The organism is Rhizobacter sp. P3_B12 (assembly GCF_056402895.1).
The window spans coordinates 1-5629 of record NZ_JBFUGN010000360.1; the positions used below are offsets into that span (position 1 = coordinate 1).

Annotated in this window: 8 protein-coding genes; 7 read left to right on the forward strand and 1 reads right to left on the reverse strand. The window is 64.7% G+C overall.

Annotated elements, in window-relative coordinates; all coding sequences use genetic code 11:
- From AC1D01_RS18395 to AC1D01_RS18425, 7 genes are all read left to right on the forward strand, one after another.
- Positions 1-651 (forward strand): sensor histidine kinase (locus AC1D01_RS18395; RefSeq protein WP_477868767.1); only part of this gene is annotated, 651 nt, incomplete at its 5' end.
- Positions 652-716: 65 nt separating this feature from the next.
- Positions 717-1142, forward strand: a complete 426-nt coding sequence (locus AC1D01_RS18400) for a tripartite tricarboxylate transporter TctB family protein (protein ID WP_477868769.1) — start codon at positions 717-719, stop codon at positions 1140-1142.
- Positions 1143-1153: 11 nt separating this feature from the next.
- Positions 1154-2653, forward strand: a complete 1500-nt coding sequence (locus AC1D01_RS18405) for a tripartite tricarboxylate transporter permease (RefSeq protein ID WP_477868771.1) — start codon at positions 1154-1156, stop codon at positions 2651-2653.
- Between the two features lie 44 nt (positions 2654-2697).
- Positions 2698-3237, forward strand: a complete 540-nt coding sequence (locus AC1D01_RS18410; protein ID WP_477868773.1) for a hypothetical protein — start codon at positions 2698-2700, stop codon at positions 3235-3237.
- A gap of 20 nt (positions 3238-3257) precedes the next feature.
- Positions 3258-3812 (forward strand): hypothetical protein, encoded by a 555-nt coding sequence (locus AC1D01_RS18415; protein WP_477868775.1) that lies wholly within the window; start codon positions 3258-3260, stop codon positions 3810-3812.
- A gap of 97 nt (positions 3813-3909) precedes the next feature.
- A complete protein-coding gene (locus AC1D01_RS18420; protein WP_477868777.1) occupies positions 3910-4098 on the forward strand; it encodes a DUF3606 domain-containing protein in 189 nt (62 codons plus the stop codon).
- Between the two features lie 69 nt (positions 4099-4167).
- On the forward strand, positions 4168-4434 hold the full coding sequence (locus AC1D01_RS18425) for an AbrB/MazE/SpoVT family DNA-binding domain-containing protein (protein ID WP_477868779.1): 267 nt from the start codon (positions 4168-4170) through the stop codon (positions 4432-4434).
- A gap of 2 nt (positions 4435-4436) precedes the next feature.
- Here AC1D01_RS18425 and AC1D01_RS18430 read toward each other — a convergent pair.
- Positions 4437-5629, reverse strand: a 1193-nt coding sequence (locus AC1D01_RS18430; protein WP_477868781.1) for a phosphoribosyltransferase-like protein, incomplete at its 5' end; no start/stop codon positions are given.

Below are 5629 nucleotides of genomic sequence, written 5' to 3' on the forward strand. Positions count from 1 at the left end.
GAATCGGCCCAGGTGCTGGCGCAGACTTGCCCGCCCTCGCTGAAACCGACCCTGCTGCGGCTGTACGCCGCCGCCGAGCGCGGTTCGCACCTGGTGCAGCAGCTGCTGACGCTGGCCCGCACCGACAGCGCCGCGCTGGGTGACGGCACGCCGCTCCCGCGCGTCGACCTGGCCCGGCTGGCGGCCGAGTACGCGAACGACTGGCTGCGCCCCACGCTCGCGATGGAGCAGGACCTGGGCTTCGATCTCGAGCCGGCCTTCGTCGAGGGCGATCCGCTGCTGCTGCGCGAGTTGCTCGACAACCTGGTGCACAACGCGATCGAGCATGCAGGCGCCGGCGTCGACATCACCGTGCGCACGCGCAGCGTGGCCGGACGCGCGGTGCTGGAAGTGATCGACGACGGCCGCGGCGTGCTGCCCGAGGAGATGGAGCACATCTGGGGCCGCTTCCGCCGCGGCGCGCTGGCCGGCGGCCTCGGCACCGGCCTGGGCCTGGCCATCGTGCGCGACATCGCGCGCCTGCACGGCGGCGAAGCCACGCTGCAGCCGGGCGTCAACGGCACCGGCCTCGCGGTCACCGTGAGCCTGCCGCACAGTCCCGAGCACCTCATCACCGCCCCTGAAGCCGAAYCTGTCGTCAACCTGTCGTAGGTAGAAACCGATGGCGGTCGCGGAGGCCCCACTGCCTAGAGTGGGCCACCTCTCACGGAGCCACCATGATCGACAGAAACCTTGCGCGGGGACTCACCCTGACCGCCGTCTCGCTGGCCTTCGGACTCGGCGCGTTGCAGTACCCCATCGGTGACCTCAGCCGCGCGGGGGCCGGCATGTTCCCGCTGATGATGAGCTGCCTGCTGCTGCTGATCGCGCTGGCCACCCTCGTGCGCTCGCGCTTCGTCGCCTCGGAGCGCTTCGAGTTCAAGCTCAGCAACATCGGCCTGCTGCTGGCCAGCCTGTGCGCGTTCGCGCTGGTCTCGCGGCTGCTGAACATGACGGCCGGCATCGTCGCGCTGGTGTTCCTGTCGGCCTTCGCCGGCTCGGCGAAATACTCGATCGCGCGCAACCTGAAGGTGTCGGTCGGCCTGTTCCTGGTGGCGCTGGCCTTCCAGAAACTGCTCGGCCTGAGCCTCAACCTGTACTGAGGCACCGGACGATGGACCTGCTCCACAACCTCGCCTTCGGTTTCAGCCACGCGCTGACGTGGCAGAACCTGCTGTTCTGCGCCATCGGCTGCACGGTGGGCACGCTGGTCGGCCTGCTGCCGGGCCTCGGGCCGCTCGCCACCATCAGCCTGCTGCTGCCGCTCACGTACTCGATCCCCACCACCGGCGCGCTGATCATGCTGGCCGGCATCTACTACGGGGCCCAGTACGGCGACAGCGTCAGCGCGATCACGATGAARATCCCGCACGCCAGCAGCATCGTGGCCTGCATCGACGGCTACCAGATGACGCTGAAGGGCAAGACCGGCCTCGCGCTGTTCACCGCGGGCGTGTCGAGCTTCATCGGCGGCACGGTGGCGATCGTCGTGCTCACCTTCCTGGCGCCCAGCCTCGGCGAGGTGGCGTTCCTGTTCGGCCCGGCCGACTACTGCGCGCTGATGCTGGTGGGCTTCGTCTGCGTGAGTTTCGTGACGACCGGCAGCCTGCTCAACGGCATGGCGATGTGCCTGATCGGCGTGCTGCTCGGCCAGATCGGCACCGACGTGAACAGCGGCGTGCCGCGCTACACCTGGGACCTGCCGATGCTGGCCGACGGCGTCGGCCTCGTCAGCGTGGCGCTCGGCTGCTTCGGCATCGCCGAGATCACGAAGAACCTCGATTCGCGCGAGGAGCGCTCGCCGTTCAACGGCACCATCCACCTGATCCCGACCTGGGCCGAGTTCAAGCGGATCATTCCGAGCGCGCTGCGCGGCAGCGTCATCGGCTCGTTCCTCGGCATCCTGCCGGGCGGCGGGCCGGTGATCGCGCAGTTCGCCGCCTACGCGGTCGACAAGAAGGTCAGCAAGTACCGCCACGAGATCGGCTCCGGCGCCATCGAGGGCGTGGCCGGACAGGCGGCGGCCGACGAGGCGGCGGCGCGCACCAGCTTCATCCCGCTGATGAGCATCGGCATTCCGGAGAACGCGGTGATGGCGCTGATGATGGCGGCCTTCGTGATCAAGGGCATCCAGCCGGGGCCCAACATGATCGCCGGCCACCCGGACCTGTTCTGGGGCCTGGTCGCCAGCATGTGGGTGGGCAACTGTTTCCTGCTGATCCTGAACGTGCCGCTGGTGCGCTACTGGCTGTCGGTGTTCAAGATCCCGTACAGCGTGCTGTTCCCGTCGATCCTGTTCTTCTGCTGCATCGGCACCTACAGCGTCAACAACAACCTCGACGACATCTTCGTGACGGCCGCCTTCGGGCTGGGCGGCTACCTGTTCGCGCGGCTCGACATGGACGCGGCGCCGCTGATGCTCGGCTTCATTCTCGGGCCGATGCTGGAGGAGAACTTCCGCCGCGCGATGCTGCTGAGCCGCGGCAGCTTCAACGTGTTCGCCAGCCGGCCGATCAGCGCGACGCTGCTCGGGCTGATCGCGGCGTTCATCCTGTGGCAGTTCATCTCGTTCGTGATGAAGGCGCGGGCGCCGCGGCAGGTGCAACCGGCGTAGCGCAGGCGGCTGCGGCAGCCGGAAGCTGTTGGAGAATGCGGCGCATGAAACGTCGCAGCCTCCTGCTCTACCTGCCCAGCCTTCCCTGTCTGTCGGCCGCCTGTGCAACGCTGGCGGCTCCACCTGCGTACAGTCAGGCCGATGGCCGCGGATCCCGTTTCGAAGACGACTTGTTCGCGAGGCTCGAAGGCGACTGGCTGGTCACCCGGCAGATCCGCGGCACCGAGGTGAAGAACCAGCTCTCCGCCACCTGGGTGCTGCAGCACCAGTTTCTGCGCCTGCAGATGCGGGACGTGGCCTCGCCGCCACGCTACGAGGCCGAGGTCTATATCGGCTACTCGTACGCGGCAAAGGAGTACGTGGCGCACTGGATGGACAACTTCGGCGGCCATTTCTCGGCGGCTGGCCGGGGCCAGCGCGACGGCAACAGCGTGGAGTTCCGGTTCGAGTATCCCGCTGGCCCGTTCTTCAACACGTTCGCCTGGGACCCGGCATCCGGCACATGGTCGTGCCACCTCGAATCGGTCGGCAAGGACGGCAAGCGATCCACGTTCGCGCGGGACAAGTTCGTCCGCGCACCATGAGCATGGTTTCGGCGGGCCGCATGCAACGCAGACGCCTGTTGATCGCGGGTACAGCCACCTCGCTCGTGCCCGCGCTGGCGCTGGCCCGCACACCGCTGGCCAAGGTGCTGGGTCGAACGATCTACAGCGACGAGACGACGCAACCCGGACGCAGCCTGGACGGCCAGATCCTGCGGCCGCTGATCCAGCGCTTCGCCGAGCAGGAGCGGCTCACCGCCACCGACGCCGAGGTGGCCGAGCTCGAGTCGGCGCTGAAGCTTCCACCGCCCCCGCCCGGGCTGTCGGACGCCGACAAGGCGATGCTGCGCGAGCTGCCGCGCAGCATGGTGCTGCAGTGGAAGGTCAGCAAGGCGCTCTACCAGCGCTACGGCGGCGAGGTGATCTTCCAGCAGGCCAACCCGATGGAGCCGGTGGGTGCGATGCGGCGCTTCCTGGAAGAGCAGGAGAAGGCCGGTGCGTTCGCGATCTACGACGCCGGCGAGCGCAAGCGCTTCTACGACTACTACGTCAGGCCGCAGATCATGGTGGTGCCGAAGGAGAAGGTGAACTACGACGTGCCGTGGTGGCGCAAGTAGATCGGTTCACCGTTCCTACAACGGAAGCGGCTCTCTCCGACAGCATCTCCGTCGTGGGATGCATAAGCTTTCTGCTTGCCCACCAACGGAGATCAACATGTCCGACAGCAAGCAACAAACCGGCGGCCAGGACCGCGAGCGCATCAACGTCAACCAGGACTATGAACTGCGCGACTGGTCGAAGAAGTACGGCGTGACGCCGGATGAGCTGAAGAAGGCCGTTGCGAAGGTCGGGGATCGGGCGCGGGATGTGGAGGCGCATTTGAAGCGCGGGGAGCGCGGCTGACCATCGCGTATAAAGACGGCCAACCCGCCGGCGATGCTGTTTGCGCCTGACCTACCCGAAGGAATTCGCATGACAGCAGTGAAGGACGCGCAGAAAGTGCAGGCTTGGGGGGACGACCTTGGCGTGCGGATCGCGCCCGCCGTCGCCGCAGCCGCACAGTTCTCGCGAGGTCAGATGGTGACCGTCGAGGTTGTTCACGAAGGACTTCTCGTGCGGCGTGCGATCAGCAAACCCAAGATGTCGCTCGAGCAGAAGCTCATGGCATTCGATCCGGCGGTGCATGGTGGCGAGGCGATGGTTGAGGGGCACCCCAGGCAAATCGACGGCCCCCCCTGAGGCTAGGCTCGCGGGAATAGGGCGCGCCATGGGCGCTCGCCGACCACACCGGTGCACCAGAAAATTGGAAGCGTGTTGTTAGGTGTTGTGTTGTGAAATACAACAAGTGCACCCATGTCTCCATGGCCGAGAGGCGCTGAGGGACTCAATTCGCGGCCAAGTTGCTGGAGCACCTCCTTGGTAAAGCGGCGTTCACTGTCGTCCGCGAATATGTCAGAGGATTCATCGCAAGCTCTCAGTTYGTCGCCTAACAGTGTTGCGGCCACGACGTCGATGCCTGGGAATGATTGCCGTGCGGCCTCCAGCGCTTCGGGGAATGCAAACATGACATAAACCGAGATACGGTGCTCATCAACGTAGCGCTGCCAAGTCGTTCCGCCAACTCGGGCCTTGAATTTCGCCATCCCGTCAACAAGCGTCTGCCCGGTCCCAGCAAAGTCGTCCGCAATCACGACCATGGCATCCGACTCGGCGTGACTGCGCATCCATCCATCTAGTTCGGCGGCGGAACTGCACTTGCCAGGTCTAAGACTCTTCTGCAACTCCCGCGTGGTGCTTGCCCCGCTTTTGTGATCAGAATCGAGGTACGTCAGCGCCAAGTTGTCGCGACGGTTGCGCACGATTTGCCAAATGCCGGCACCGATCGTCAAGCGCCTCGCATTTACCATTTCTTCTAAGCGCTGTAAGCCCAGTGCTCTCATTCCTTCATTGATGAATCCCCTTTCGGCGACTCGCCGCAGGAGTAGGAAGGCCAACTCAATACGGCTATCGTCGCCAAACTGCCTCAGCCACAGTCGTATATCTGCAACATCCTTCTGTTTTCCACAGTACATCAGTCGCTGAGCAACGGCCAATAATTCATCTTCGGAAATTGGAAAAACTACCGAATCCATAGGTTCCGACGACGGCGAGGTATCGGCAGATCCGATCAAATCGCGTCGAATAGCTACCAAATGCTCCGTCCAAAGCGKCACTAGCTTGGCGACAGCGTTCTCGCCCAACCACTCTCTAAATATCGGCAAAGCAACGACGAAACCCTCCCCGCTCTTCTGCGGGACTAGCACACCACGTCTAGTTAGCCTCTCACATGCGCGGCGCAGATCCGCTCGACTCGCTCTATCTTCAACTGCCATGGGGAGCGATTCCTGAATTTCTTCAATTTCCTCAATAGCTTCATAGCGGCCACCCAGCATAG